Source organism: Cognatiyoonia sp. (assembly GCF_965661665.1).
GTDB lineage: Bacteria > Pseudomonadota > Alphaproteobacteria > Rhodobacterales > Rhodobacteraceae > Cognatiyoonia.
In genome coordinates this window covers 1-26,481 of the sequence record NZ_CBFIEO010000004.1, presented here as the reverse complement: position 1 = coordinate 26,481, position 26,481 = coordinate 1, and the positions used below count along the sequence as shown (strand labels likewise).

The 26,481-nt window shown below is 58.3% G+C and carries 30 protein-coding genes; 17 read left to right on the top strand and 13 right to left on the bottom strand.

Features of this window, described 5'->3' with window-relative positions; all coding sequences use genetic code 11:
* Positions 1–100: 100 nt before the first annotated feature.
* Positions 101–3,556 (top strand): chromosome segregation protein SMC, encoded by a 3,456-nt coding sequence (smc, locus tag ACTF5F_RS03480; RefSeq protein ID WP_438955494.1) that lies wholly within the window; start codon positions 101–103, stop codon positions 3,554–3,556.
* Positions 3,557–3,624: 68 nt separating this feature from the next.
* Positions 3,625–3,990 carry a hypothetical protein gene (locus ACTF5F_RS03475; RefSeq protein ID WP_438955493.1) on the top strand — a complete coding sequence of 122 codons (366 nt, stop codon included), beginning with the start codon at positions 3,625–3,627 and terminating at the stop codon, positions 3,988–3,990.
* Between the two features lie 122 nt (positions 3,991–4,112).
* Here ACTF5F_RS03475 and ACTF5F_RS03470 read toward each other — a convergent pair whose 3' ends face one another.
* Genes ACTF5F_RS03470 through ACTF5F_RS03455 form a run of 4 tightly spaced genes read right to left on the bottom strand, consistent with a single transcriptional unit; the run spans position 4,113 to position 7,526 of the window.
* Complete coding sequence (locus ACTF5F_RS03470) at positions 4,113–5,276, bottom strand: lytic murein transglycosylase (protein ID WP_438955492.1); 1,164 nt, start codon at positions 5,274–5,276, stop codon at positions 4,113–4,115.
* A gap of 50 nt (positions 5,277–5,326) precedes the next feature.
* Positions 5,327–6,226, bottom strand: a complete 900-nt coding sequence (cbiB, locus tag ACTF5F_RS03465; protein ID WP_438955491.1) for an adenosylcobinamide-phosphate synthase CbiB — start codon at positions 6,224–6,226, stop codon at positions 5,327–5,329.
* Positions 6,223–7,155, bottom strand: coding sequence for a threonine-phosphate decarboxylase (locus ACTF5F_RS03460; RefSeq protein ID WP_438955490.1), 933 nt, complete (start codon positions 7,153–7,155; stop codon positions 6,223–6,225). The genes cbiB and ACTF5F_RS03460 overlap by 4 nt, the downstream gene beginning before the upstream one ends.
* Positions 7,152–7,526, bottom strand: coding sequence for a DUF1636 family protein (locus ACTF5F_RS03455; protein ID WP_438955489.1), 375 nt, complete (start codon positions 7,524–7,526; stop codon positions 7,152–7,154). Before ACTF5F_RS03455 ends, ACTF5F_RS03460 begins: the two co-directional genes overlap by 4 nt.
* Positions 7,527–7,574: 48 nt before the next feature.
* On the opposite strand from ACTF5F_RS03455, the gene ACTF5F_RS03450 reads away from it, so the two are divergent.
* Positions 7,575–8,063 (top strand): response regulator, encoded by a 489-nt coding sequence (locus ACTF5F_RS03450; protein WP_438955488.1) that lies wholly within the window; start codon positions 7,575–7,577, stop codon positions 8,061–8,063.
* 16 nt (positions 8,064–8,079) lie between these two features.
* Here ACTF5F_RS03450 and ACTF5F_RS03445 read toward each other — a convergent pair whose 3' ends face one another.
* The gene (locus tag ACTF5F_RS03445) at positions 8,080–9,054 is read right to left on the bottom strand and encodes a glutathione S-transferase family protein (protein ID WP_438955487.1); all 975 of its coding nucleotides are present in this window, start codon (positions 9,052–9,054) and stop codon (positions 8,080–8,082) included.
* Positions 9,055–9,341: 287 nt separating this feature from the next.
* On the opposite strand from ACTF5F_RS03445, the gene ACTF5F_RS03440 reads away from it, so the two are divergent.
* From ACTF5F_RS03440 to ACTF5F_RS03410, 7 genes are all read left to right on the top strand, one after another.
* Positions 9,342–9,554, top strand: a complete 213-nt coding sequence (locus tag ACTF5F_RS03440; RefSeq protein ID WP_438955486.1) for a DUF6732 family protein — start codon at positions 9,342–9,344, stop codon at positions 9,552–9,554.
* 10 nt (positions 9,555–9,564) lie between these two features.
* The gene (locus ACTF5F_RS03435) at positions 9,565–10,206 is read left to right on the top strand and encodes a precorrin-8X methylmutase (RefSeq protein WP_438955485.1); all 642 of its coding nucleotides are present in this window, start codon (positions 9,565–9,567) and stop codon (positions 10,204–10,206) included.
* Positions 10,203–11,405 carry a precorrin-6y C5,15-methyltransferase (decarboxylating) subunit CbiE gene (cbiE, locus tag ACTF5F_RS03430; RefSeq protein WP_438955484.1) on the top strand — a complete coding sequence of 401 codons (1,203 nt, stop codon included), beginning with the start codon at positions 10,203–10,205 and terminating at the stop codon, positions 11,403–11,405. Before ACTF5F_RS03435 ends, cbiE begins: the two co-directional genes overlap by 4 nt.
* On the top strand, positions 11,402–12,148 hold the full coding sequence (cobI, locus tag ACTF5F_RS03425) for a precorrin-2 C(20)-methyltransferase (RefSeq protein ID WP_438955483.1): 747 nt from the start codon (positions 11,402–11,404) through the stop codon (positions 12,146–12,148). The genes cbiE and cobI overlap by 4 nt, the downstream gene beginning before the upstream one ends.
* Positions 12,139–13,947, top strand: coding sequence for a precorrin-3B C(17)-methyltransferase (cobJ, locus tag ACTF5F_RS03420; RefSeq protein WP_438955482.1), 1,809 nt, complete (start codon positions 12,139–12,141; stop codon positions 13,945–13,947). The genes cobI and cobJ overlap by 10 nt, the downstream gene beginning before the upstream one ends.
* Before the next feature lie 63 nt (positions 13,948–14,010).
* On the top strand, positions 14,011–14,778 hold the full coding sequence (gene cobM, locus ACTF5F_RS03415) for a precorrin-4 C(11)-methyltransferase (RefSeq protein WP_438955481.1): 768 nt from the start codon (positions 14,011–14,013) through the stop codon (positions 14,776–14,778).
* A gap of 96 nt (positions 14,779–14,874) precedes the next feature.
* Positions 14,875–15,231, top strand: a complete 357-nt coding sequence (locus tag ACTF5F_RS03410; RefSeq protein WP_438955480.1) for a hypothetical protein — start codon at positions 14,875–14,877, stop codon at positions 15,229–15,231.
* A gap of 2 nt (positions 15,232–15,233) precedes the next feature.
* Here ACTF5F_RS03410 and ACTF5F_RS03405 read toward each other — a convergent pair whose 3' ends face one another.
* A complete protein-coding gene (locus ACTF5F_RS03405; protein ID WP_438955479.1) occupies positions 15,234–16,403 on the bottom strand; it encodes a MalY/PatB family protein in 1,170 nt (389 codons plus the stop codon).
* Positions 16,404–16,508: 105 nt separating this feature from the next.
* Here ACTF5F_RS03405 and def (ACTF5F_RS03400) point away from each other — a divergent pair, with 105 nt between their 5' ends.
* From def (ACTF5F_RS03400) to panB, 6 genes are read left to right on the top strand one after another with little or no spacing between them, the layout of a single operon-like run.
* Complete coding sequence (gene def / locus ACTF5F_RS03400) at positions 16,509–17,030, top strand: peptide deformylase (RefSeq protein ID WP_438955478.1); 522 nt, start codon at positions 16,509–16,511, stop codon at positions 17,028–17,030.
* A gap of 2 nt (positions 17,031–17,032) precedes the next feature.
* A complete protein-coding gene (gene def / locus ACTF5F_RS03395) occupies positions 17,033–17,521 on the top strand; it encodes a peptide deformylase (RefSeq protein ID WP_438955477.1) in 489 nt (162 codons plus the stop codon).
* A 42-nt stretch (positions 17,522–17,563) separates the two neighbouring features.
* Positions 17,564–18,463 (top strand): methionyl-tRNA formyltransferase, encoded by a 900-nt coding sequence (fmt, locus tag ACTF5F_RS03390; RefSeq protein WP_438955476.1) that lies wholly within the window; start codon positions 17,564–17,566, stop codon positions 18,461–18,463.
* 10 nt (positions 18,464–18,473) lie between these two features.
* A complete protein-coding gene (locus ACTF5F_RS03385; RefSeq protein ID WP_438955475.1) occupies positions 18,474–19,289 on the top strand; it encodes an aldo/keto reductase in 816 nt (271 codons plus the stop codon).
* A gap of 4 nt (positions 19,290–19,293) precedes the next feature.
* A complete protein-coding gene (gene panC, locus ACTF5F_RS03380) occupies positions 19,294–20,136 on the top strand; it encodes a pantoate--beta-alanine ligase (protein WP_438955474.1) in 843 nt (280 codons plus the stop codon).
* Positions 20,133–20,942 (top strand): 3-methyl-2-oxobutanoate hydroxymethyltransferase, encoded by an 810-nt coding sequence (panB, locus tag ACTF5F_RS03375; RefSeq protein WP_438955473.1) that lies wholly within the window; start codon positions 20,133–20,135, stop codon positions 20,940–20,942. The genes panC and panB overlap by 4 nt, the downstream gene beginning before the upstream one ends.
* A gap of 201 nt (positions 20,943–21,143) precedes the next feature.
* On the opposite strand, the gene ACTF5F_RS03370 is transcribed toward panB, so the two are convergent.
* The 3 genes from ACTF5F_RS03370 to ACTF5F_RS03360 all read right to left on the bottom strand — a co-directional run bounded on the left by ACTF5F_RS03370 (position 21,144) and on the right by ACTF5F_RS03360 (position 22,382).
* The gene (locus ACTF5F_RS03370) at positions 21,144–21,383 is read right to left on the bottom strand and encodes a phosphotransferase (RefSeq protein ID WP_438955472.1); all 240 of its coding nucleotides are present in this window, start codon (positions 21,381–21,383) and stop codon (positions 21,144–21,146) included.
* A 21-nt stretch (positions 21,384–21,404) separates the two neighbouring features.
* Positions 21,405–21,617 carry a hypothetical protein gene (locus ACTF5F_RS03365; RefSeq protein ID WP_438955471.1) on the bottom strand — a complete coding sequence of 71 codons (213 nt, stop codon included), beginning with the start codon at positions 21,615–21,617 and terminating at the stop codon, positions 21,405–21,407.
* A gap of 135 nt (positions 21,618–21,752) precedes the next feature.
* Positions 21,753–22,382 carry a ribonuclease T2 family protein gene (locus tag ACTF5F_RS03360; RefSeq protein WP_438955470.1) on the bottom strand — a complete coding sequence of 210 codons (630 nt, stop codon included), beginning with the start codon at positions 22,380–22,382 and terminating at the stop codon, positions 21,753–21,755.
* A gap of 132 nt (positions 22,383–22,514) precedes the next feature.
* Here ACTF5F_RS03360 and ACTF5F_RS03355 point away from each other — a divergent pair, with 132 nt between their 5' ends.
* Entirely contained in the window at positions 22,515–23,279 is a 765-nt protein-coding gene (locus ACTF5F_RS03355; protein ID WP_438955469.1) for a DUF1013 domain-containing protein, read from the top strand.
* Positions 23,280–23,626: 347 nt separating this feature from the next.
* Here the strand turns inward: ACTF5F_RS03355 and recR are convergent, their stop codons facing one another.
* The 4 genes from recR to ACTF5F_RS03335 form a co-directional block, all read right to left on the bottom strand.
* Entirely contained in the window at positions 23,627–24,220 is a 594-nt protein-coding gene (recR, locus tag ACTF5F_RS03350; protein WP_438955468.1) for a recombination mediator RecR, read from the bottom strand.
* Positions 24,221–24,293: 73 nt separating this feature from the next.
* Complete coding sequence (locus tag ACTF5F_RS03345; protein WP_438955467.1) at positions 24,294–24,638, bottom strand: YbaB/EbfC family nucleoid-associated protein; 345 nt, start codon at positions 24,636–24,638, stop codon at positions 24,294–24,296.
* Positions 24,639–25,046 (bottom strand): hypothetical protein, encoded by a 408-nt coding sequence (locus tag ACTF5F_RS03340; protein WP_438955466.1) that lies wholly within the window; start codon positions 25,044–25,046, stop codon positions 24,639–24,641.
* A partial coding sequence (locus ACTF5F_RS03335; RefSeq protein WP_438955465.1) for a DNA polymerase III subunit gamma/tau occupies positions 25,022–26,481 on the bottom strand: 1,460 nt, incomplete at its 5' end. The genes ACTF5F_RS03340 and ACTF5F_RS03335, both read right to left, overlap by 25 nt.

Here is a 26,481-nt window from a genome sequence, read left to right as displayed (position 1 = left end):
TAAGTTGTGCTTTCCGTCTACATACGGGGCGTTTTGGTTGACTCGTCACCCCCGCAACCCGCATCTTTGCTTGGTGAGGACTCAAGCAGGAGCGTCATAAGTGCGCTTTTCAAAACTAAGGCTGAATGGCTTCAAAAGCTTCGTCGACCCGACCGATTTGATTATCGCGGACGGGCTGACAGGTGTCGTCGGACCGAATGGTTGCGGAAAGTCCAATCTTTTGGAGGCGTTGCGTTGGGTTATGGGCGAAAACCGCCCGACAGCGATGCGCGGCGGCGGCATGGAAGATGTGATCTTTGCTGGTGCCGCGACCCGTCCCGCCCGCAACTTTGCTGAAGTTGCCCTGATGATCGACAACACCGATCGCTTGGCCCCAGCAGCGTTCAATGATTCTGATGCGTTGGAGATTGTACGCCGTATCACACGCGATGTGGGGTCCGCCTATAAGGTGGGTGCGAAAGAGGTCCGCGCCCGCGATGTGCAGATGCTGTTCGCCGATGCCTCAACCGGTGCGCATTCGCCTGCGCTTGTGCGGCAGGGCCAAATTTCTGAACTCATCAACGCCAAGCCCAAAGCGCGGCGGCGCATCTTGGAAGAGGCGGCGGGGATCTCCGGCCTCTACCAACGGCGGCATGAGGCGGAGTTGAAGCTTAAAGGGGCTGAAACGAACCTTTCGCGTGTGGATGATGTCATTGAGCAACTGGCGAACCAGCTGTCGCAACTCGCGCGACAAGCACGGCAAGCTGCACGCTACCGCGAAATTGGGGAGGCTTTGCGCACGGCGGAGGGGATGCTCCTTTATCGGCGCTGGCGCGAGGCGGATCAGGCCCTTGCAGCAGAGGCGGAGCAGTTGCGCACGGGCACAACCGCTGCTGCGCAGGCAGAGACTGCAGCGCGGCAAGCGGCAACAGCACGCCAGACCTGTGATGACGCCATGCCGCCCTTGCGGGAAGAAGAAGCCGTCGCTGGTGCAGTGCTGCAACGTCTGCAAGTTCAACGTGATGCTTTGAATGATGAAGAGGCGCGGGCTGTTGCGGCGGTTGAAACGCTCGAAGCCCGTATTCAGCAATTAGGCCACGATATCGCCCGCGAAAGTGAGCTCAACAAAGACGCTGGCGAAACCATCGAGCGGTTGGAATGGGAAGCGTCTGAAATTGAGAAAGCCGGCGCGGGGCATGAAGCGCGATTGGAAGATGCGCGGGTGTCGTCGTCAGATGCAGCGTCGATCCTTCAAGAGCGGGAAGATGATCTGGCGCAACTCACCGAAGACGTCGCGCGGCTGGCTGCCCGACATCAGTCGGCACAACGTCTTCTGGACGAAACCCAAACGCGGAAGGAGCGCGCAAGCGGTGAGGCCGAGCGCAGCAAAGCCGCTCAAGCCGACGCAGATGTTGCTTTGACTGCTGCCAAAACAGCGCTTGTCACCGCGCAGGAAGCGGAAGCGAGCGCAATGAAGGTCGCGGCAGATGCTGAAGAGGCTTTGTTCGCCACCGAACGGGCTCGCGCTGTCGTACAGGACCGCGAAAGCGAAGCGCGTGCGGCACGGTCAGAGGCGGAAGGTGAAGCGAATGCGCTAAAGGCCGAGGTCGCCGCACTGGCCCGCCTCGTTGAGCGGGACACCAAAGAAGGCGGGCAGGTGATGGACCTTCTGACCGTCGAAAGCGGTTATGAGAAAGCGCTCGGCGCGGCATTGGCCGATGATCTGCGCGCGCCAGAGGTGGATGGATCCGCCAAATCTGGATGGGCGACATTGCCCGGCTACGCGACGCCGCAATCTTTGCCGGATGGCGTGAAAGCGCTGACCAATTATGTCAGCGTGCCCGTGGTCTTGGTCCGCCGAATGGGGCAGGTCGGCCTTGTGTCGCAGGAAGATGGCGCGCGTCTACAAGAGGCGTTGCAGCCGGGTCAGCGGCTCGTCTCGCTCAAAGGCGATTTGTGGCGCTGGGACGGGTTCCGCGCGGCTGCTGAAGATGCGCCCTCCGCTGCGGCGTTGCGCTTGCAGCAGTTGAACCGTTTGGTGGAACTCAAGCGCGATTTGGAAGAACGTAACGCGCAAGCGATGGGCGCGGCACAGGCGCATGATGCGCTGACAAGCGATCTGGCCTGCCTGACAACCGAAGATCAGGAGGCGCGGCAAGCCCGTCGCGCCGCTGATGCGGCGGTTGCTGACGCCAACCGCGCGGCGAGCCGTGCCGAGGCCGATGAAAACCTCGCACAAGGCAAGCTGGATTCGCTAGCCCTGTCGCTCGCCCGTTTTGAGGAAGAAGCGATATCGGCCCGCGCGGCGGTCAAAGAGGCCGAAGCAGGCGTGGCTGAACTGCCAGACTTGAATCATGTGCGTGGCAAAGTTGATGAAATCAAGCTGACGGTCGAAGCCGCACGGATCACTATGATGTCAAAGCGTACAGCCTTTGACGAGGTGCGCCGCCTGGGCGAGGCGCGGTTGAAGCGCAGTCAAGAGATCACGAAAGAGGTGTCCGGCTGGAAGCATCGCTTGGAAACGGCCGAGAAGCGGATCGCTGAACTTGCAGAGCGGCAAGAACAGTCAGAGGCAGAGCTTGCGACGGCCGTGAACGCGCCTGATCAGATTGCAGCGAACCGCGCGGAACTTGCTAACGCGATTGAGGAGGCGGAGGTGCGGCGCAAAGCTGCCTCCGACGCATTGGCCGAAGCGGAAACTACCTTGCGGCAGGCGGCAGATGCCGAGCGCGAGGCAGAACGCCGCGCGTCAGAAGCCCGCGAAGCCCGCGCACGGTCAGAAGCCCACGCCGACGCCGCGCGGGAAGCGGTTGCGGCTGCGGCAGAACGGATATCAGAAGCGCAGCAAGTCGCGCCGGAGCAACTGTTGGAAAGCCTCGACGTTGATCCAGATGCGATGCCAGCGGCAGAGGTCATTGAAGGTCAAGTTGCGCAGTACAAACGGCAGCGGGACGCGCTGGGCGCGGTGAACTTGCGGGCGGAAGAAGACGCTAAAGAAGTGCAAAAAGAGCACGATGCCCTTGTCTCAGAAAAGGCTGACTTGGAAGAGGCAATCGCGGCCCTGCGCAACGGAATAGCCAGCCTGAACAAAGAAGGCCGTGAGCGGCTGCTCACAGCGTTCGAGCAGGTGAATGAGAACTTCGGCCTGCTCTTCACCCACCTTTTCGGTGGTGGTGAGGCGAACTTGGTTCTGGTGGAAAGCGATGACCCGCTTGAGGCCGGGCTGGAGATCATGTGCCAACCACCTGGCAAAAAGCTATCGACCTTGAGCCTTCTGTCAGGCGGGGAGCAGACGCTGACCGCGCTGGCACTGATCTTTGCGGTCTTCTTGGCCAATCCAGCGCCGATCTGTGTGCTCGACGAGGTGGACGCGCCGCTTGATGATGCCAACGTCACGCGGTTCTGTGACCTGTTGGATGAGATGACCCGCCGCACCGAAACACGTTTCCTCATCATCACGCACCACGCGGTCACGATGAGCCGGATGGACCGGCTGTTTGGTGTGACGATGGGCGAGCAGGGCGTGTCGCAGCTTGTCTCTGTCGACTTGAAGAAAGCTGAACAGCTCGTCGCCTGACACATCGCCAAATCGTGATATCGCCCCAGCTCCGAAACCGATTAGGTTTTCGGGTTCAGGAGAATGTCTTGCGTGTTTTGACCGGAGTTTTGGTGTGTCTTGTTGCGTTGCCTGCTGTTGCGCAAGAGTTTTCCCCGCGCGATTTTGATCGTCTGCTGAGTGCCGATGATATGGCTTTAGAGGTCGTTGGCCGCACCCATGAGTTTTTTGATGGTGAGGTGTCGTTCTTTTCCGTAAGCGGAACCTACAGCTACACCTATTCTGACGGGGGGCGGGCGTTTGGGTCCTATGCTTTGGACGATGCAACCGAAGGTGTGGTGTGTTCGTCTTTTGAGAATGGCTTTTCGCAGTGTGACATGTACGTGCATGACGGCACGCGGCTTGTTCTCATCATGGAAGCGGACGACAGGTTTCCAGTGCGCGAGGTCCGCTAGTCCGGCGGGCCGCTGTTGCCCTTTGGACAATACGCCCCTCCCGCTGTCCTGCAAGATCAGTCGTTGATTAACTTATCAGGTTGCTTGCCGAGGTAGGCTGGAGACCACCTCTGCAAGCAAGCTTAAAGCGCGTTGAGCAAGGCTTGGGTTGGCCACGCATCCGCAGGCAGACCAAGACGCTGTTGTTCGGCCTGCACGGCAGCGCGGCTCTTGGCACCCAAAATGCCATCAACACCGCCCACATCGTGACCGCGCGCCTCAAGTTTCCGTTGCAAGACCTTAATCGATTCGCCACTGAGCGCGGATGAGGGTGATCCGGCGTCATAGACCGATGCGCCCGACAGACGGGTTCCGAAGTAGGCGGCGGTGGTGACGTAGACGAAGCTTTTGTTCCATTCGAAATAGACATCGAAATTCGGGTAGGCGAGGAAGGCAGGGCCGTTTCGGCCCATCGGCAGCAGGACTGAGGCTGGCAAGTTGGACGGCCCCAGATTGCCTTCGCGGGCTCTAACACCAAGCGATGCCCAATCCGACACGCGCTGCTTTTTGTCGAGACCTGTCAAAGACCAATCGAGGTTTTCAGGCACGCGAATTTCTTGCAGCCATGGCTCATTCGGACGCCACCCCAAGGACGACAGTACGTTTGCCCCGGACATCAGCGCATCGGGCGAAGAGTTCTTCAGATCCACGCGGCCGTCGCCATCCCCGTCCATCCCGTGGTCGATGATGTCTTTGGGGAGCATTTGGACCTGTCCAATCTCCCCCGCCCAAGCGCCGCTGGTGCGCTGTGGGTCAAAGGCGCCGCGCTCATAAAGCTCTATGGCGGCAATCAGTTGCGGGCGGAACAGCCCTGGCCTGCGGCAATCATGGGCAAGCGTTAGTAGTGCGTTGCGGGTGTTGAAGTTGCCCTGCACCTGCCCGAAGTCTGTCTCAAACGCCCAAAACGCCAAAAGGACGCCGCGGGGGATGCCGAACTGTGCTTCGATCCGATTAAAGGTGGTGTCAAACCGTTGTCCATAGATTCGGCCGTTGTCGATGCGGTTCTGGCTGATCAATGCCCTTGAAAAGCTGATGAAGTCCTTCTGAAACACCCCTTGCGCACGGTCCGCCCGCAGCACGGCTTGGTCAATCGCCGCCCCTTGGAAAAATTGGTTGGCCGCTTGCGCTGAGATGCCTTGCCGGACGGCTTCGGCCTTCACGCCCTCAATGAAGCTGGAGACGTTGCCGCCGCAGGCGTGGGCAAAGGTGCTCAGACAGGTGAAAGCAAGGATAAGTGGGGTATGCATAAAAGCCTCCTTCAATCGCTTGGGGGAAGGCTAGCAGGCGCAAGGCTCGCTTAAAACAGGGCAATTCCCAAGGCGGCGATAAACGCCACGCCCCAAACGGCCCTGAGGATCTTCACCGTGCGGTCAATGTCAGAGGCGGAGAGTGTGCGCTGGCCGTTAGGGCCCACATAGGGATCATTGGTCATCTGCCCCTCGTAGCTGCGTGGACCACTCAGTGCGACATCAAGCCGATGCGCCATCGCTGCCTCCGGCCAGCCTGCGTTGGGGGAGCGGTGCTTTGGTGCCTCTGCCATGATCTTTGCGGGTGTTTCAAGGCTTGGCCCCGTGAGCCAGATGAACAGAGCAGTCAGTCGTGCAGGGATTAGGTTTAGCAGATCGTCGAACCGCGCAGCCGCCCAGCCAAATTCGCGGTGTTTCGTGGACTTGTAGCCGATCATGCTGTCGGCCGTGTTGGTGATCTTGTAGATCAGAATGCCTGGCAAGCCCGCGACCGCATACCAAAAGAGCGGGGCGATGATGCCGTCGGAGAGATTCTCGGCCGCACTTTCAATCGCGCCACGGGCGACGCCTGATTGGTCGAGCGTCTTGGTGTCACGCCCCACAATCATTGCGACGGATCTTCGCCCATCTTTCAGGGAGAGGCGTAGGTTGTCGGCAACGGCTTTGACGTGTTGCATCAGTGATTTCTGCGCCACCAGGATCGCCACGACGATCACATCGACGACCTTGAAAGGTATCGCGTCGAGCAACACACCGATGCTCCAAGCCAACGCAACCAGGCCAAGGATCACTAATATGCCGCGCAGTTTGCGTCTGCTCCCATGATTGAGGTTTGCGTCGCACCAGCCGATCAATTTGCCCATGACAACGGCGGGGTGCCGAATGCGGGACCACAGCCAACGCGGCTCCCCAAATGCTGCATCCAACAGCATAGCAAGGGCGAGCGTCACAGCGCGGCCTCCAACCGCGCCCAATCCTTTAGTCCAGGGAGGCCGAGGCGTAGCCATGTCTTGGAATAAGGAAAAATGCGCGACCAGATGTGATGCTCTGCCAAGCGGTTCTGCCACTCTTGCGCGTCTGAGGTGTCATAAAGGCGGAACAGCGTCGTGCCGCCGACCGTCTTGGCCCCAGCCTTGGTCATCAAAGCGTCCAATTGCATTGCATCTTGGGACAGACGCACGCGCGTTGCTTCAGCCCACAAATCGTCCTCCAATGCTGTAGCGCCAATCGCCAAGGCTGGGCCAGACACTTGCCACGGCCCCAAAGTTGCGCGGAGGCGCGTGATGATTTCTGGATCACCTATTACAAATCCAAGGCGCAGCCCTGCAAGTCCCCAAAACTTGCCAAAGCTCTTCAAAACAATCGTTTCGGATTTTACGGTCTGCTGGATATGGCTCTGATCTGGAGCAATATCACAAAAGCTTTCGTCGATGACGCGAATGCGGTTCGTCATTTCTATCGCGGTCCACATCCGCCCGTCGGGATTGTTGGGGTGCACGAACACGCCAACATCGCCGCCATCGCGCAGATCCCAACCTTGGGCGACAAAAGCGGCCTCGTGTTCGTTATAAGTGGGTTTGCAGATTTCGACGGATTGACCGTCGAGCACATGTGGCAATTGCGCGATCAACGCCGATGCACCTGGCGCGGGGAGGACTGCGACCCCCTCTGGCACGTTCCAGAAAGTGCGGACCGCATTGGTCAGGCGCTCAAAAGCGGCTTGATCGGGCAGGGCGGTCCAGCTTTCGGCTGACACCTTGCCCGTTGGATAGGGTACAGGGTTGATGCCCGTCGACAGGTCCAACCAATCGCAACGGGTCCCGCCCCATTTGGCAGCGGCAGCATCAAGCCCGCCGCCATGATCGCGCAATTTTGTCATTCCGGCTCTGTCAGCGGCACATGCCGTGTCACAAAATGCCCTTTGATTGCTTCAGGCCATTCACGGTAAGGCACCTGACCTGTTTCACTTTCTGCATGTTTGGCTGCGTAATCTACGATCCCAGATGCCGCATCCTCCGTCGGTTCGAACTCACCCAAGCTGTAGTTGAACTTACCGGCGCTTTGGATGGTGACGTTGCAGGCGCGTTTGCAGCCCATGAGGCAGGAAAAGCGTCGCGTTTTGACGTCGTCCTGCCCTTTCGCGGCCGCTTCGATAAGCTCTGCCAAAACCTCCCCGTCGGTGCGGGGTTGCGCGGACGGATCCCACCCATCCTGCTTACAGGTGTCACAAACTGTAATCCAAGTTGTCATCGTGGGGCCCTTTGTTTCAAACGTGTTTCAAGCCGAAAACCGCGGGTGATGCAAGCAATGCTGCCCAAAATGCGATTGAATCGAATGGCAGTAAATATCGTTAACTATTCATTAAGCTTTACAGTCAATTCACAAAGGGTGCCTGTAGGATGGGCAAGCAAAAACTCGAAATTGGAAGCGAAGGGTCAAGCTGCCGTGCGGACGCTTATCGTTCATAGCAACAGAGAATTATTCCGTTTGTGGCAGTCGCATTTGGAGCGACTGGGCAGCCATGTATCAGTTTCACTTGACGGTCACGACGCCATTGAGATGCTCGAAGTCGCTGATTTTGATGTCATCGTTTTGGATTTGATGTTGTCCGAAGAGAATGCACTCAGCGTTGCGGATATGGCGTCGTTCCGACAGCCAAATGCGAATGTGGTCTTCGTGACTAAAGCCAGCTTCTTCTCTGACGGCACGATTCTCGCACATAGCAGCAATGTGAGAGCGATTGTAGAAAGCGAAACCCCGCCGGGTGATCTCGCACAGATCGTTTAGCACTATGGCAGCGACATCAGCCGCGATGATGCGGCTCTGCCAGACCCAGTTCTGGATTAATTGGAATAATCCGGTTGGGGTTGATGGTTTCGTGGCTGTAGTGATAGTGCCGCACGATGTGATCCATATTCACGGTCTCTGCCACACCATCCCACTGATAGAGTTCGCGTGTGAACGCCCAGATGTTGGGATAGTCGATGATCCGCTTCTTATTGCACTTGAAGTGTAGGTTATAGACCGGATCGAACCGAATGAGGGTCGTCCAAAGCCGCCAATCCGCTTCGGTAATTTGATCGCCCATGAGATAGCGATTGGCCGCCAAACGGTCCTCGATCCAGTCGAGGCTTTCAAACAGCGGTACAACGGCCGCGTCATAGGCCTCCTGACTGGTGGCAAAGCCAGATTTGTAGACCCCGTTGTTGACGGTGGAATAGATGCGGCTGTTCACCTCTTCAATTTCATCGCGCAGCTCTTCCGGCCACAAATCGAGCGTGTTGCCGGTGATGTCGTTAAAGGTGCTGTTGAACATGCGAATGATTTCGGAGGATTCGTTCGAGACGATCGTTTCACGCTGCTTATCCCAAAGAACTGGCACCGTCACACGCCCCGAAATTTTTGGGTCGGCCTTGGTGTAAACTTCCCGCGCGAAGTCTAGACCATAAAGAGTGTCGCCTGTGGCCCCTTTGTCATCCGTTTCAAAGGTCCAGCCCTCCCCCAGCATATCCGGATGAACAGCAGAAATCGTAATCAGGTCCTCAAGACCCTTCAGCTTGCGAAAGATGAGCGTGCGATGCGCCCAAGGGCAGGCGTAGGAGACATAGAGGTGATAGCGGCCAGCCTCTGCCGGAAACCCACCTTCGCCGGATGGTCCAGCACTGCCATCCGCAGTGATCCAATTGCGAAACTTCGCTGTGGTCCGCTTGAAAGCACCACCTGTTGATTTGGTGTCATACCAAACATCTTGCCAAACACCGTCGACCAACTGACCCATCGTCTTCTCCTTCGTTCTTGTTCAGGATTTAGGCCTGTGCGCGGATTCGGCCAATAGAGCAGACCGCGCAGCTGAAGTGCGTTGCTGCACAGGTCGGGAACGTTGGGTTCTGCGGCGTTTCTTGGATTGCGGGCCATGGGGTGGCTGGGTATATCGACAGCGACGAAGCCCTACGGGGCCAGAGAGGTTGGTGTTGTCACGGTTGACCCAAACAGGGGATCGGCGGAACACATCGTCGCGCCGCTTTTGGTGCCTTCCCTCTTTCATTGAAAACAAATGAGGATGCCATGCGCTCACTGACTTCTACTTTTTTTCTTTTCTTCGCGACCTCTGCTGCTGCTCATCCGGGCCACATTATTGAAGTGGCAGGTCACGATCATTGGATTGCTATCGGTTTGATCGGTGCGGCGGGCCTTGCCGCGCTTTTGGGCAAACGCAAAGGCGAAGTGGTTGAACCAGAGGCCGAGGATGAGCCCGATACCGAAGCCGAGCCAGCATAGAGCGTGAGTCATGCGCCCCTACAAAACCGACCCTCAGGCGATTTATGCCGAAAGCTTTGAAACCGTCCGCCGCGAAGCGCGGCTGGAGCGATTTCAGGCAAATATGCACCCGCTGATCACGCGGGTGATCCACGCCTGCGGCATGGTTGAAGTGGCTGATCGTTTGGCGTGGTCCCGAGGTGCGGCGCTTGCGGGTCAGGCTGCGCTTCAAAACGGGGCTCCGATCCTTTGTGATTGTGAAATGGTGGGCGCGGGGATCATCAGGCGCTATTTGCCCGCCCAGAACGACGTGATCGTCACCTTGAATGACCCATCTGTGCCGGATCGGGTTAAGGAGATCGGCAACACGCGGTCCGCTGCAGCGGTCGAATTATGGGCGCCGCATCTGGAGGGCGCGGTTGTAGCCATCGGCAATGCGCCGACGGCGCTCTTTCACCTTCTCGAACTCATGGACCAAGGCGCGCCAAAACCGGCGGTGATCCTCGGGTTCCCTGTGGGCTTCGTAGGTGCGGCAGAATCTAAAGCCGAGCTTACCGCCAACCCGCGCGGGGCGGAGTTTGTGGCATTGCGCGGACGGCGTGGTGGGTCCGCGATGGCCTCTGCAGCCGTGAACGCGCTTGCCGTCGGTTTGCCAGAAGGACAAACCCATTGACCGCGCCGTGGCTCCATATCGTTGGTATTGGCGAAGATGGTCTTGACGGTCTTACGCCCGCGACCCGCGCTGTGGTCGAGGCAGCGGATGTGATCGTTGGCGGGGACCGACATCATTCGCTCTCCGATCAGGTGACTGCGGAACGGATCGCTTGGCCGTCACCTTTCGATGTGATGGTCACCCAGATTGAGGCGCTGCGCGGCAAACGTGCAGTCATCCTCGTCACTGGTGATCCGCTCTGGTTCTCCGTCGGGGCGCGGATCGGGCGGGCGATTGATCGGAGCGAGATTGTCTATCACCCACAGCTGTCTGCGTTTCAGTTGGCCGCGGCGCGGATGGGCTGGTCGCTTGCGGATGTTGAGACCTTGACGGTCCATGGCCGCCCCGTTGAGCAGATGATTGCTTTCATTCAGCCTGCCGTGCGGTTGCTTATCCTGACGACGGGGGCGGAAACCCCGGCGCAAATTGCGAGGTTTTTGACCAAGCGCGGCTATGGTCAATCCAAAATGACGGTGTTGGCTGCCATGGGTGGGGAGCGCGAAGAGCGGTTCGATGGTGTCGCGGCCACATGGGATCATGAGGTTCCAGCGTTCAACACGCTCGCAGTTGAATGCGTCGCCGCCAGCGATGCCGCGCTCTTGCCCCGCGTGCCGGGGCTGGATGATGCGCTTTTTGAAAGCGACGGGACGATCACCAAGCAAGAGGTGCGAGCGGCGACTGTGTCAAAGCTGATGCCGATGCGCGGGGCGTTGCTGTGGGATATTGGCTGCGGGTCTGGGTCGGTGGCGATCGAATGGATGCGAGCGGCACGATACGCCCGCGCGATCGGGATAGAGCCCCGCGACGATCGCCGCGCGATGGCGGGATCAAATGCTTTAGCGCTGGGTGTTCCAAAGCTAGAGTTGATTGCGGGCACGGCACCTGATGGTTTGGAGGGCTTGCCCGCCCCAGATGCGGTGTTCATCGGTGGTGGCTTGAGCGCTGAAACCTTTGAGGCCGCTTGGAACGGTCTGCGCCCCTTAGGCCGATTGGTGGTCAACGCAGTGACATTAGAATCCGAAGCGCAGCTTCTGGCGTTGCACCAAAAATATGGTGGCAAGCTCGTGCGTTTGTCGGTCTGTCGTGCGGAACCCGTGGGCGGAATGACGGGCTGGCGTCCGTCAATGCCGGTGACGCAATTGAGTTTGGTGAAGCGATGACGACGGATGACGCTCGGCTCACGCCATCGCCCCACCCGCCGTCCCGTGGGACGCTCTACGGTGTGGGTCTTGGTCCTGGGGATCCCGACCTGATGACGCTCCGCGCGGCTCGGTTGATTTCGGACGCGACGGTTGTCGCCTATCCGACGCTGGCCGGCTGCGAAAGCTTTGCCCGCTCCATCGCCGCAGACTTAATCGGTCAAGACGTGCATGAAATCGTCATGGACGTGCCTATGACGGTGGAACGTGCCCCCGCGCAACACGCTTACGACAAAGGCGCGGCAGAGATTGCTGCGGCGTTGGAGGCGGGTACGGATGTGGTCTGCCTGTGTGAAGGGGATCCGTTTTTCTACGGCTCCTTCATGTATATTTTTGCGCGGTTGTCAGAAACCTACGACGTTGAGGTTGTTCCGGGAGTCACCTCTGTTACCGCGTGCGCGGCACGAACGGGAATGCCCTTGGCGGCGCGGAACGAGCGGTTGACCATTCTGCCAGGGCCTTTGCCAGCGGCGGAGTTACAGGCGCGGATTGATGGCGCGGAAAGCGTTGTGGTGATGAAAGTCGGTCGCCATTTAAGCAAAATCCGCGAGGTTGTTGCTGGACTGGGGCTGCTTAATGCAGCGGTCTATGTTGAACGCGCGACTCTGTCGGAAGAGCGCGTGCTGCCCTTGGCCGATGCCCCTGATCCCGCACCGTATTTTTCAATGATCCTGATCACGAAAGGGGCTGATCCGTGGCTTTAGAACCCGTTGTTTTGACCCTGTCGCGGTCGGGTGAACGAGTGGCGCATCGCGTGGCGCGGTTTTTGGGGGCGCAGGTGCATGGGCGCGCGGGCCGTGTGAATGAGGCGGATGCCTTTTTCGACAACGCTTTGGACCACGTGCGGGATTTGTTTGCGGCAGGGCGGCCCGTCGTTGGTGTCTGTGCCAGCGGGATATTGATCCGCGCGATAGCACCCTTGCTTGGCGATAAAACGGTTGAGCCGCCTGTGGTCTCCGTTAGTGATGATGGCGCGGTGGTTGTGCCGCTGGTTGGCGGTCATCGCGGAGCCAACCGTTTGACACGGCAGATCGCGGCAGAGCTAGATGCCACGGCAGCGGTGACGACAGCAGGAGATGTGGCAATTGGCGTAGCGCTGGATGAGCCGCCAGCGGGGTGGCGTTTGGTCAATCGTCAGGATGCCAAGCCCGTGATGGCCGCGCTTTTAGCGGGCGAGGGGGCAACCGTTGTTGGGGATGTACCTTGGCTGGAAGGTTTGCCGAAGGGGGACGGTGTGACCCTTACCGCATCGATGGAACGGGACGTGGCGCGAGGGCCAAGAGCGCTGCATTTTGCACCGTTGCAGGTGACTGTCGGTGTCGGCTGCGCGCGGAATTGCCCGCCGGAGGAAGTGATTGGTCTGGTCGAGGCGGCTTTGTCTGACGCGGGACTTTCGCCCGCTGCCGTTCAATCGGTGAACTCCGTGACGTTGAAAGGTGACGAACCTGCGATGATCGCGTTGGCCAAGCATCTCGATTGCCCATTCCGGCTCTTTGAAGCGACGGAGTTGGAGGTGGCCAGCGACTGTGTGCCGAACCCCTCTGACGTAGTGTTTGCAGAGGTTGGCACCCATAGCGTGGCGGAGGCGTCTGCTTTGGTGCAAGCCGGACCAGATGCCAAGCTGGTTGTCGAAAAACTGAAAACCGCAAACGCCACTTGCGCGATTGCGGTGGCTCCTGCGCCCTTTACCATGCTGAAGGGGCGCAGCCGTGGGCGGCTGTCGATCGTAGGGATTGGACCAGGGCAGGCCAATTGGCGTACGCCGGAGGTCTCCCAACTCGTGAGCGAGGCTGAAGAGCTTGTGGGTTATGGGCTTTATATCGATTTGCTAGGGCCATTGGCCGTCGGCAAGGCGCGATCTGACTTTCCACTGGGCGGCGAAGAAGACCGGTGCCGCTATGCGTTGGAGCAGGCGGGTAAAGGCAAAAACGTGGCTCTGGTCTGCTCTGGCGACGCGGGCATCTATGCAATGGGGGCGTTGGTCTTTGAACTGATGGATCGCGGGGCGGAGGAACTGGGTGTCTCGCAAGCGGCGAAATGTGTTGAGGTGATCTGCTCCCCCGGTGTCAGCGCGTTGCAAGGGGCGGCGGCGCGGGCCGGGGCACCGTTGGGCCATGATTTCTGTGCAATTTCTTTGTCGGATTTGCTGACCCCGCGTGAGGACATCGTCAAACGGCTCCATGCGGCGGCGCAGGGCGATTTTGTCATTGCTTTCTATAATCCAGTATCCAAGCGGCGGCGAACATTGCTGGTAGAGGCGCGCGATATTCTGCTCCAACATCGCCCCGCAGACACGCCGGTGATGTTGGCCAGTTCTTTGGGGAGGCCGGAAGAACATTTGCGCTATCGCAGGCTAGATGAGCTCGACGTGGATGAAGTGGATATGCTGACGGTGGTCTTGGTGGGGTCGTCCCACAGTCGCTTGGCTGGTTTGGGCACGGGACCACGGATGTACACACCGCGTGGCTATGCCCGTAAGATTGATGGGGATTTGGCGGGCTAACGGACGGGAGCCGCGCGTGCTGTCGCACGACGCCCCTCCCACCGTCCCGCGAAGGAGACGAAGATGACGGTGTATTTTATTGGCGCGGGTCCGGGGGATCCTGAACTGCTGACATTGAAAGCGGCAAGGATCATTGGCGAATGTCCTGTGTGTCTTTATGCAGGCTCTTTGGTGCCGGAGCAGGTGGTTGCGTGTGCGCCAGAGGGCGCTTTGGTGATGGATACGGCACCAATGCACCTGGATCAGACCCATGCAGAGATTGTGAAAGCCCACGCCAAAGGTCAGGACGTGGCACGGGTGCATTCGGGCGATCCATCGCTTTATGGGGCAATTGCCGAACAAATCCGCCGCTTGAAAGCTGAAGGGATCGATTATCAGATCATCCCGGGTGTGCCCGCTTACACGGCGATGGCTGCGGCGCTCGGGACCGAATTGACCGTGCCTGAGGTGGCGCAATCCATCGTGCTTACCCGCATGTCGATGAAATCCACTGGCATGCCGGAAGGGGAGACATTGGAGAACTTCGCAGCCTCCGGCACAACACTGGCGATCCACCTCGGGATTCGTGCTTTGCGTGACATCGTCCGTCGCTTGACGCCATTCTACGGTGCGGACTGCCCGTGTGTGGTGGGCTACCGCGTCGGATGGCCGGATCAGATGCTGATCCGCAGCACGCTGAAAGGCATTCACGCAGAAGTCCGCGCCGCCAAACTGACGCGCACAGCGCTGATCATGGTGGGACCCGCTTTGGCCGATTCGCATGGTTTCCTTGACTCAGCGCTTTATGACGCGGCAAAGCCGCACGTTCTGCGCCCTGTCGCGGACGTGTAAATACAGGCAATCGCTCGCTTTTTCTGCGGTGCAGCGGACGTGTGACTTGATTTTTAGGGATGCGATTTACCATTCTTCGTGGGGGAGGTGTGAGTAATGAATGATTTTTTGCCTAAAGAGGTCCAAGAGGGCCTGAAAGCCGCTCGACGCGCCTCCATCAAGCGGAATGACAAGCTTTGTGTCCATGACGGTGATGATGTTTATCGAATCAAGCGGATTTGGGACGACGGTTTGTCCTTGGGTGCAGAGCACGGTGACAAGCTGCGTGGACGCGTGGAAATCTACGACGGCGCACGCCATCTTTATCAGTGTCTGATCGTCAATTCGCGCCGCGAAGGCGACGAATACATCTTTGATTTCAAGTGGCTGAATCCTGTGACCAACCGGCCTGCGGCGGATTTTGTCCGGCCTGATGCGATTCCGGCGGGTTTGATCACCAAAGCCAGCGCATGACGTTACTGCAAATCTGAGAACGCCGCCTGCATGCGGCTGACCGCCTCAGCGATTTGAGCGCGGGGGGCCGCGATGTTGAACCTCAAGAAGCTTTCCCCGCCTTTGCCGAAGGTCGGACCGTGGTTGACGGCAAGCTTGGCTTGTTTCTGAACACGGTCAGTAAACTCGCTGCGGCTCATGCCAGTGCCCGCGAAATCGACCCAAGAGAGGTAGGTGCTTTCCAGCTCCATTGAAGCGATCCCGGGGATGGTATTGATGCCTTCGTAAAAAAGCTTGTGGTTGCCATCAAGATAGGTACGAAGTTCATCGACCCAAGCGGCCCCTTCCGGCGTGTAGGCGGCTGTCGCCATGAAAAGCCCAAAGCTGTTGGGCGACAGGCCCAGCGCTGCCATACGGGACGCAAACCGCGCCCTCAGATCAGGGTCTTCGATGATGACGTTGCCAGAATGACTGCCCGCGATGTTGAATGTCTTGGTGGTGGCCGTCATCATCACCAAACGGTCCGTGATACCATCGATATGCGACATCGGAATATGTGTCTGGCCCGGCATTGTTAGATCATGGTGGATTTCGTCTGAGATGAGGATCAATTCGTGCCGCTTGGCAAAAGCGGCGACAGCCTCAAGCTCCGCCTTGGTCCAGACGCGGCCACCGGGGTTGTGGGGGGAGCAGAGTATGACCATCCGTTCGGATCCTGTCATCTGTGACTCGTAGGCGTCGAAATCCATCTCGTAACGGCCATTGTTGTTGACCAACTCGCATTCTACGACTTTGCGGTTGGCGGCCGTGATGACGCGCGCGAAGGCGTGGTAGACAGGAGTGAAAAGGACAATCCCGTCGCCTTCCTTCGTATAGGCATCAACACACATCGCTGTGCCATTGACCAAACCATGGGTGGTGAAAATCCAAGATGGGTCGATGTACCAGCCGTGGCGATGCTCCATCCACCACTGGATTGCGGCGCGGTAGGGGCCTTCGTCGCCGAAATAGCCGTAAACGCCGTGGTCTTTCATGTCCTGAACTGCGCGTTGGATGCAGTCGGGCGCGGCAAACTCCATATCGGCCAACCACATCGCGATCCCGTCATCGGGGGAAACGCTATAGAGCGCCTCCATCGCGTCCCACTTCTCACAGTGGGTGTTGCGGCGGTCGATTGGGGTGTCAAAACCCATAAGCTCAGCCTCTCAAACAGAATATGCGCAGGATTAAGGGCATTCACGACAGGTGCAAGAGGCAATCGGCTTGCGCGGTCAGGGACCAATGGTTAGATCAGCCTCATGACGATACGGCCTATCCTGATCCATCCCGATCCGCGCTTGAAGAAAGTGGCTGATCCCGTTGCGGAGATCACGCCAGAGCTTCAGCGCCTATCGGATGATATGTTGGAAACGATGTATGACGCCCCAGGCATTGGCCTTGCGGGGCCGCAGATCGGTGCGATGCAGCAAATCCTCGTTATGGATTGCATCAAGGACGAGGATGAGGAACCCCGTCCGATGGTGCTCGTGAACCCCAAGATCACATGGTCGAGCGAGGATCTGAGCACTTATGAAGAGGGCTGTTTGTCGATCCCAGAGCAATTCGCAGATGTAGAACGACCGGCTGAGGTGGATGTCGAATGGCTAGGCCTAGATGGTGCGGGGCATCAGGAGCGGTTCACAGGCCTATGGGCGACCTGCGTGCAGCACGAGATTGATCATTTGAATGGCAAGCTTTTCATCGATTATCTGAAACCGCTCAAGCGCCAGATGATCACCCGCAAGATGCAAAAGCTCAAGCGCGAGCGTGCCCGGGGCTGATCATGCGGCGCATTGTGCCTTGGCCCCATCCTGTGTTGCGGACGCCGGCGGCGGAGGTGGCCGAGATCTGCGATGATATTCGCGTAATATGGGACGATTTGATCCGCGTGATGGAAGACATGCCCGGCGTTGGCTTGGCGGCGGTTCAATTGGGCTTGGATTTGCGGCTCGCTGTCGTGGATGCAAGCCATGAGCGGGGCCAAGCAATCAAACTGGCCAATCCTGTCTTGATCGAACGTAGTGATGAGATGCGTGATCATGAGGAGGCGAGCCCGAACTTGCCCGGTGTCAGCGCCAAACTGTCCCGCCCTGCACGTGTGACGGTGCAATTTCTCAATGAGGACGGGCAGGAAGAGCTGCGCGACTTTGAGGGGCTGTGGTCCACCTCCGTCCAGCATCAGATCGACCATCTCAATGGAACGATGTATTTTGACAATCTCAGCCGCACCCGCCGTGCGATGCTGCTGAAGAAGGCGAAGAAACTGAGGTAGGATGCCTCCAGCGGAGGTACTTTGAGCGAAAGACGATAGGCGATGCGCGTTATTTTCATGGGAACTCCTGCGTTTTCGGTGCCAGTGCTCGATGCGTTGGTGGAGGCTGGTCATGAGGTGATCGCCGTTTATTCACAGCCCCCACGTCCTGCGGGACGTGGCAAGAAAGAGCGCCCAGGGCCTGTGCACGCGCGGGCGGTGGAGCTTGGGTTGGACGTGCAGACGCCCAGGTCCTTGCGGACGACCGAGGCTTTGGCGACATTTCAAGCTTGTGAAGCCGATGTGGCGGTGGTTGTGGCTTACGGTCTGATCTTGCCGCAAGCGATCCTTGATGCGCCGAAGAACGGCTGTCTGAACATCCACGCCTCGCTGCTACCACGGTGGCGCGGCGCCGCCCCGATCCATCGTGCGATTTTGGCGGGGGATGCGCGCACGGGCGTTTGCATCATGCAGATGGAGGCGGGTCTAGACACCGGTTCTGTGCTGTTACGCCTTGATATTGATATTACGCCCGATACGACCACAGGCTCGTTGCATGATGAGCTGTCCGACATGGGTGCTTTGGCAATTGTCGAGGCGTTGGCCCAACTTCCATCATTGACACCGCAACCACAGCCTGAAGACGGCGTCACCTACGCCGAAAAAATCGACAAGGCAGAGGCGCGGGTGGATTGGTCTAAGCCCGCGGCGGAGGTCGATCGGCAAATCCGCGGCTTGTCCCCCTTCCCCGGCGCGTGGTGCATGGTGGGCGAGGAGCGCGTGAAGCTGTTGCACAGCCAGGTGGCGCAAGGCAGTGGTGCCGCGGGCGAGGTTCTGGGCGGATTTACAATTGCTTGTGGCGATGGGTCGGTTACGATCACGCGGGCGCAACGCGCGGGCAAAAAAGCGATGTCCGCAGAGGACGTGCTTCAAGGATTATCGCTGGGCCAAAGGCTGAGCTAGGGAGGGGACAATGACAGGTATGACGACAGCTCCCGCTTTGGGATACGGGACGTGGAACCGGCCAAATGACCGTGGCTATCGCTGCACTTTGGATGCGCTTGAGGTTGGGTACAGGCATCTCGACTGTGCAGAAAACTATGAAAACGAAGCGGAGGTGGGCCGCGCCATTGCAGATTTTGACCTACTTCGCGAAGAGCTGTGGGTCACAACCAAGGTGGCCCCCGAAAGCTTTGGTCCCGGTCAAATTCGACCGCATGTGGAGGCATCTTTGGAAAAGCTGGGTGTTGGCCCCGTCGATCTTTTGCTGCTGCATTACCCATCGATCAAAGATGAATACGACATCGAAGACTACATGGCGCAATTTGCAGCCGTTTATGACGCTGGTCTGACCCGCAACATCGGTGTGTCCAACTTCACTATCCCTTATCTGGAGCGCGCGATTGCGCTTTTGGGTGATCGAAAGCTGATGACCAACCAGGTGGAACTACACCCATTCTTGGCCAACCATTCGATCGTAAATCACACTAAGGCAGCGGGCATTCGTCTGACCGCTTATTGCCCTTTGGCGCGGGGTGCTGTGCTGGATGACCCTGTCCTGAACGAGGTTGGTGCTGAGATTGGCGCGACGGCGAGCCAAGTGTCTTTGGCCTATCTGTTGGCCAAGGGCTTTTGGGTGATCCCGTCGGCCGGCCACCGCGACCGCATTCAAGAAAACTTTGCCGCGCAGCAAAAGGAGCTGTCGCCAGACCACATCGCGCGGATAGATGCGCTCGACTGTGGGATGCGATTGGTGGATGAGGCGTGGTGCCCAGTTTGGGATGAATGAACCGATGAAGATTTGTCGCACAGTTGAAGATATGCGGGCCACAGTCCACGCGCTTCGAACGAAAGGGGAGATTGGGCTGGTCCCAACAATGGGTGCACTGCATGCAGGGCACATGTCGCTTGTGGCGCAGGCGCTCAAGGAAAACCAAGGCGTCGTGACCTCGATCTTCGTCAATCCTACGCAGTTCGGCGACCCTTCCGATCTGGAAAAATACCCGCGCGACGATGACGCGGACTTTGCCAAGCTGGAGGCAGCGGGCGTTGATGCTGTGTTTCTCCCCTCCGTCGATCAGGTCTACACCGACGGCGATGAAACGATTGTTGAGACGACAGGCCTCGCCAACGTCTTTCATGGACTGGTGCGGCCTGGCCATTTTCGCGGTGTGGCGACGGTTGTGACCAAGCTTTTGAACATCGTCGGGCCGGATCAGGTCTATTTCGGGCAGAAGGATTACCAGCAATTGGCGGTGATCAGGCGGATGGTGCAAGACTTGCACATGCCGGTTGTTGTGCGGGATGTGCCAACGGCGCGGGACACAGACGGGTTGGCGCTGTCGTCCCGCAACGCACGCCTGACCCCAGAACACCGCGCCGTAGCACCCGTTCTGAACAGGGCTTTGGTGGTTGCCGAAGAAGCGCTTCAAGGGGGCGCAGCGATCGAGTACGCAGCCGATTTGATCAAATCGACCATCGCGGCGGAGCCTTTGGCCGACCTGCAAGCGGTTGATTTCGTCGATGCAGCAACGTTTGACCAAGCGACGGGAGACTTCTGTGGCGCGATTGGTATTATGATTTCAGCCCTTTTTGGGGGCATACTTTTGATTGATCAGCGGGAAGTGACGCGATGAGCAAGCAAACCGAAACCATCCGCCGCATGACGGTGCCACAAATCTCTGCCCGCAAAGGGGGGGAGCCGATCGTCTCGCTCACCTCCTATCACGCGCATACGGCGGCGATTGTCGACAAACATGCCGACTTCATCCTTGTGGGTGACAGCCTCGGCATGGTGATGCATGGGATGGAAAGCACCGTGGGTGTGCCGCTCGATCTGATGATCATGCACGGCAAGGCAGTGGTGCGCGGCACGCAGAAGGCGTTGATCGTCGTTGATATGCCTTTTGGCACCTATGAGGAAAGCCCGAACATGGCTTTCCGCAATGCCGCGCGGATCATGAAGGATACCTCTTGTGGCGCGGTGAAGCTGGAAGGCGGGGCGCGCATGGCCGAGACAATCCGCTTCCTCGTCGAACGTGGCATCCCCGTGATGGCCCACATCGGCCTGACCCCGCAGTCGAGCCATGTCATGGGCGGGTTCAAAACCCAAGGCCACGATGCAGACACTTGGGCCGCGCATATCGCCGATGCCCATGCCGTGACGGAGGCGGGGGCCTTTGCTGTCGTGCTCGAAGGCATGGTGGAGCCACTGGCTGCCAAGATCACGAAACAGATTGCCATTCCAACGATTGGGATTGGCGCCTCAGCTGACTGCGACGGCCAGATCCTTGTGTTGGAGGATATGCTGGGCCTCAACGACTGGACCCCGAAATTTGTGCGGGTCTATTCGGATTTGGGGCCGGCGATTGAGAGCGCAGTGGAGCGCTATGCCAGCGACGTGCGCGACCGGAGCTTCCCAGGTGAGGATGAGACATACTAGCGAAGGGCGAGGTTAATCTCGAATCGATTCGAGAACCTCTTTCCTTTGAGCGTCAAAGGCTTCAGCTTCCCTCGCCCAATGGTCAAAGTGACCGCCAAGTCTGAGCCGCTCAGCGGCGTCTGATCCGAGCATTTGGATAGCAGATGTTTCAGAACTCACATGTTCCAAAACCTCTGATATCATGTGAATAACCTCGTCTGGCTATTCGCACCCATATGTCTCGCAAAGAAGCTTCAGGCGCGGGCAACCCTTGGCCAGCTGTGACTCCGTGTGTGGTGCAAGGTCGTCGAAGGTGAAGGACAGTGGCACCATCCAGAAGGCCAGATAAGCCAGGTCGCGAATGCGCGGACCTGGCCCGCAAAGATCAAAGTCGAGGATTGCTATCGGCAGACCATCTCTGAACACCATGTTGTAGGGCGCAAAATCATTGTGGCAGATCACCTCATGCTGCGTTTGGTCAGGCTAGTGGTAGGCCCAACTCGTGGCAGTCGATGGCACAAAATCAACTGATGCGTCGTGGAGGTGCCGCAGGATTTGGTAGGATTTGATGAGCGCGTCATCATTCAGCCAAAGGTCGCCTGGATAATCTGTTTCGCCTTCGATGTACGAAAGGATTTCGCGGCTTTGCGGGGCGATACCCAGAAACTCGGGGGCGGGAACCCGTTTGACTCTCAATAGCGTCAGGTACCGATGGATCGTCTGGCTGTGCGGCGTCAGATTGCGCCGAAAAGTATCGCCGCAGCGCACGACGGACGGTATTTGTGTTGCCGCCCTCTATTGGCTCTTCAACAGGCTTGGAACTCATCAAAGCTAACGGATTGGGTCGAGCTGTGCGTCGCCCAGATTGCAATCGCGGATCACATCGCGTCCACATTCCCGAAATTCCAGATCGCGTGTCAAACAAATCCGCGCTTCTTGAATGTAATCCTGCTTGCAGGTCACGGTGATTTGGTCTCGGTCAAGGTCGGGGTTGGCCTGAACGAAGGCGTCTTCGATGACGGAGGCGGGGAGGGTGACGGCGCGGTCCAGGCGGCGAAAGACGGGTGGGCGCGTGATCTTTTCGTAGGCAAGGCGGGAAAGGGCGTAGTAATCTTCCGACGATAGGCCGGAACACACCCCGTGTTTGTTCCATTGATGCCAAGCTAGGCCCGACGTCCCCATAATATCCGCCATTTCAGATGTTTGACGGCGGGAGGGGTTGCGGAAGGACGTTCGGCAATTGGCGGGCCAGCCGTCCTCGTACTGCGGCCAGAGGCCATGCAGGATCCAGCCAAAATCGTTGGACTGATCGCATTGTGGTGATTGCCGTGCGTCGCCTTCGATCGCGCACCAAGAGGGCGACCAAGACAGCGCCATCACGTAGTAATCGAACTCGCCCGCGACATCTTCCGCCCATGCGGGGGTGGCGGCAAAGAGGACGGCGCATAAAAGGCGACGCATTTTGGACCTTTCCTAACGGGGCAGGTGTCACTATACAGGCCGCAAGTTCCCGGACAATGCGAACCCGGCCCCAGCGGTCAGCCCCCTCAAGGGCGCAGGAAAGAACTGTTTGCACACCAAGGAGTAGACACAATGTCAAATACACCGATTATGGCTAAGGCAACTGCGGTTTGGCTTTGCGACAACACAACAATCACTTTCAAACAGATCGCGGATTTCTGCGGCTTTCACGAGCTTGAGGTGCAGGGCATTGCCGATGGCGATGTGGCTGTGGGCGTCAAAGGGTTCGACCCGATTGCCAACAAGCAGCTGACACAGGAAGAGATCGACAAGGCAGAGAAGGATCCGCTTCACAAGCTGAAGCTTCTGTTCAACCCAGCGAGCGCAGGCGAAGAAAAGCGCCGTGGTCCCCGCTACACACCGCTGTCCAAGCGTCAGGATCGTCCGGCCTCCATCTACTGGCTGGTCAAGTTCCATCCAGAGCTGTCTGATGGCCAGATTTCCAAACTGGTTGGCACAACAAAGCCAACGATCCAGTCGATCCGCGACCGGACCCATTGGAACATCAATAACCTTGAGCCAATCGACCCTGTGGCCCTTGGCCTCTGCAAGCAGTCGGAGCTTGACCTTGCCGTGCAAAAGGCCAACGCCAAGAAGGCGAAAGAGGGCACCGTGATGTCCGACGATGAGCGGCGCAAACTCGTCTCGACCGAGCAGAGTTTGGCGATGGATGCGGAACCAAAGATTCCAACAGCGATCGCTGGTCTCGAAACCTTTAGCCTTGGCGACGGTGCAGATGATTCTACCGCCGTTGAGACGGCTAAACAGGGTGATGACATTGTCGACGCCGACAGCTTTTTCAATTTGCCAGACGATGCCGAAGACGACGAAAATTAAGCGATTCCGACAAGTCTTAAAGAAGGCTCCACATTGTGGGGTCTTTTAGTGGGGAATCGGTAAGAGAATCATAGGCCGAGAAAGTCGGCCGCTTGGTATGCTCGCGGCGCAGTCGTGCATTCGTGCCACACCCCTAAAGGTAAGGTTATCCAGTATTTGGAAACGGTGTGTTGTCATATTAATGATAACCGTCGCCAACAATTATGGCGGAGGTTCGCAAGAACCACGTTGCAGAGTTTTTTGTTTGTTTATTTTTAAACGGTGGGGAGTACACCTGTGCGTGGTGTATTCATTACATGGAATTTACGCACTCAGAACGGCGGTGGAAACGTCGCCGTTCGTCGTTTCTAGATCGACTTACGGGCGTTCAGCGCGGCCGTGATCGTGCCGTCGTCCAAGTAATCCAACTCTCCCCCTACAGGGACACCTTGCGCCAACGATGTGACCGTCACGCCAGGCAATTGATCGGCGATGTAATGCGCGGTCGTTTGACCGTCGATTGTGGCGCTGAGAGCTAGGATGACCTCCGTCACCTCTTCGGTTTTGCACCGATCCACCAGTTTCGGGATACGCAACTCGTCCGGCCCAATGGCATCAAGCGCGGAAAGCGTGCCGCCCAACACGTGATACCGCCCCTTGAAGACCGCGGCACGCTCCATCGCCCAAAGATCGGCAACATCCTCAACCACGCAAATCTGGCCCGTCGCCCGCTTTGGTGCATCGCAGATTTCACAGATGTCGGTCGTGCCAATGTTTCCGCAATTCAGGCATTCCCGCGCGGTTGCGCCCACGCGGTGCATCGCCTCTGCCAGGGGAATGAGTTGCAGACTGCGCTTCTTAATCAGATGTAACACAGCCCGCCGCGCCGACCGTGGCCCCAAGCCGGGCAGCTTCGCCATCAGCGCAATCAGGTTTTCAAGATCTTCAGAGCCGCTACTCATTCCAAGATTGACCTTTCTGCCGAGAGGCCAAAGCCTTCGGCGAAGGTTTTTTTAGCGAAAGGATCAGGTGTGTTCAGAATGGCAGTTTCATGCCAGTTGGCAAGCCCATGCCTTCAGCCATCTTGGCCATTTCCTGTTGGCTGCGTTCTTGCGCCTTGGCTTGTGCGTCTTTGATTGCGGCGAGGATCAAATCTTCGACCACTTCTTTCTCATCGCCATTGAAGATCGATGGATCAATGTTGAGCGCGATCAGCTCACCTTTTGCGGTGGCCGTGGCTTTGACAAGACCCGCGCCGCTTTCGCCCACCACAGTCATGGAGTTCAGATCTTCTTGCATCTGTTCCATCTTGCCCTGCATTTCTTGGGCTTGTTTCATCATCTTGGCCATGTCGCCAAGGCCACCGAGACCTTTGAGCATTTAGCTTTCTCCGTTTTTGTCCGCCGACAGTCGTGGGGCGGTGTAAAGAACAATTGCAATACATATCGCAATCGTAATCGCGATGAACAAGGTGTTAGGGCCAATGCAGCCTTCATCCACTGCAGCCTTGCGCAGGGAATTTATCCGTTCTGAATTGATGATGGAGACCAACGCCGTCCAAGCCACCACAACCGCGAGCCCGCCCCAGACGCTTTTGTAGCGCAGAACGATGAGAGTCGCGGCTATCAACGCGAGCGAGGGCAGGGTGGAGAAAAGTACGATTGCCTCCCCAATAGCAGAGACGGGAGTGCCGTCCCAATTCGGGCGCTCTTTGTCGCAAACCTTTGCCAGCACAGAGGATGGGGCGAGGGCGAGCGCGGCGATCAGTCGTCGTCGAATGGATCCCACTCCTCATCGACTTCAGGAAGCGCGTCTTCCAGCGCGTCTTGTTCCAGATCATCTGCTGTGCGCACTTCGGTGATCGTGGCTTTGGGAAAGGCAGCTATGACTGCTTGCACCAACGGGTGCGCTTCGGCCTCTTGCTTGGTCTTCAACTCCGTCGCGTCGCGCACTTCGGCGATGGTCGGTGCGCCTGCGTCGTTGGATACAGAAATCGTCCAGCGATTGCCGGTCCAGCTTTGCAAGCGGGAGCCGAGCCGCTGTGCCAGATCGGTAGGTGCCGCCTCTGACGGGCTAAACTCGATGCGGCCGGGTTGGTAGCTGACCAACCGCAGGCCGGTTTCGACCTCGACAAGCAATTTGACGTCGCGGTGGGTGCGGATCAAGTCCACCACATCCTCAAATCGCGCGTAATGGGCCAGCGCCTCCTCCGCCAAAACTGGCGCTGTCGCGGCACTTGCCGTCGGGCCGGATGGTGTGGCGTGGGTCGGCGCGGGGGTAGTGGATGTCGCGTTTGTCGGAGACGGTTGCGGTGCAGGTGCCCGTGGCCCGCCGCTTGGCCCACCTGACGGGGGCGGCGTTGCGTCTTTCAGCTTTTTTACCAACTCTTCTGGCGTGGGTAGGTCGGCCACATGAGTGAGCCGGATGATCGCCATTTCCGCGGCCATCATCGCATTCGGTGCCATCGACACCTCTTCCAGCGCTTTCAAAAGCATCTGCCATATCCGCAACAAGACCCGCATAAGCAGGGCGTCGGCCATATCTTTGCCGCGCACCCGCTCATCAGGGCTGACGGTGGGGTCGTCGGCGGCGTCGGGCGTGATCTTGATGACGCTGACCCAATGCGCAATCTCCGCCAGATCGCGCAGGATTGAAATCGGATCGGCCCCATCTGCGTATTGGCCCGAAAGCTCCGTCAGGGCAGCCGCCGCATCGCCCCGCAGGATCATATCAAACAGGTCGAGCACCCGACCACGGTCGGCAAGACCCAGCATCGCGCGCACTTGATCGGCGGTGGTTTCAGCAGAATCATGCGAGATCGCTTGATCCAGCAGGGATTGCGCATCACGGGCGGACCCTTCGGCGGCGCGGGTGATAAGCGCCAGCGCATCGTCTGAAATCTTTCCCCCCTCGGCCGTTGCGATCTTGCGTAACAGGGCGATCTGATCTTCGGGCTCGATCCGGCGCAGATCAAATCGCTGACAGCGCGACAGCACCGTGACGGGCACCTGCCGAATTTCAGTTGTCGCAAAGATGAATTTCACGTGCTCTGGCGGTTCTTCCAGCGTTTTTAAAAGCGCGTTGAACGCGTTCTTCGACAGCATGTGTACTTCGTCGATGATATAAATTTTGTAGCGGGCGGAAGCGGCGCGATAATGTACGCTGTCAATGATTTCACGGATGTCGCCTACACCTGTGCGGGAAGCGGCGTCCATCTCCATCA